General features: G+C 56.2%; 1 protein-coding gene. It reads left to right on the top strand.

Annotated features, from left to right (window positions below):
* Positions 1-14: 14 nt before the first annotated feature.
* Positions 15-441, top strand: a 427-nt coding sequence (locus tag JWG43_RS18415) for a hypothetical protein (RefSeq protein ID WP_205244380.1), incomplete at its 3' end; no start/stop codon positions are given.

Genomic DNA, 441 nt, shown 5'->3' on the forward strand with positions numbered 1-441 from the left:
GGGTGGATAGGCCGATGAGAGAAGTCATCATACTTACGTTGACCCTGCTCGTGGTGACCGCATGCGCTCCGGATGAAAGCGCCCGCACTCAGAAAACGCTGACAGCGTTTCGAGGGAAGACGATCGTCTTCAAGTCTAACGCATACCCATCCGTAGTGGCTTTATACTTGGATGATGGTGCCTACCGAAACTATGCTGACGTTTCGGAGGTTGGCGGACCGTCGGACATCGGAGGCGCACTAACGCCATGCGGCGAAGGCGCCTCCAAATGCATAGAGGTTGCCGGACTTAATCTCATGGTGCCGCCTGCACGCGAGGCGCGCTGGGATTTAGGCGGCTACAACTTCAATGCCGTTGCCGACACATCGGGTCGCGAAGGTCACGTTATCGTCGTCTCTCGAAACGGCGAAGAGAGCTATTCTTACGGTTTCAGTCCGGGAT

The sequence above is a fragment of the Desulfobulbus alkaliphilus genome (genome assembly GCF_016918545.1).
GTDB classification, from domain to species: Bacteria; Desulfobacterota; Desulfobulbia; order Desulfobulbales; family Desulfobulbaceae; genus Desulfobulbus; species Desulfobulbus alkaliphilus.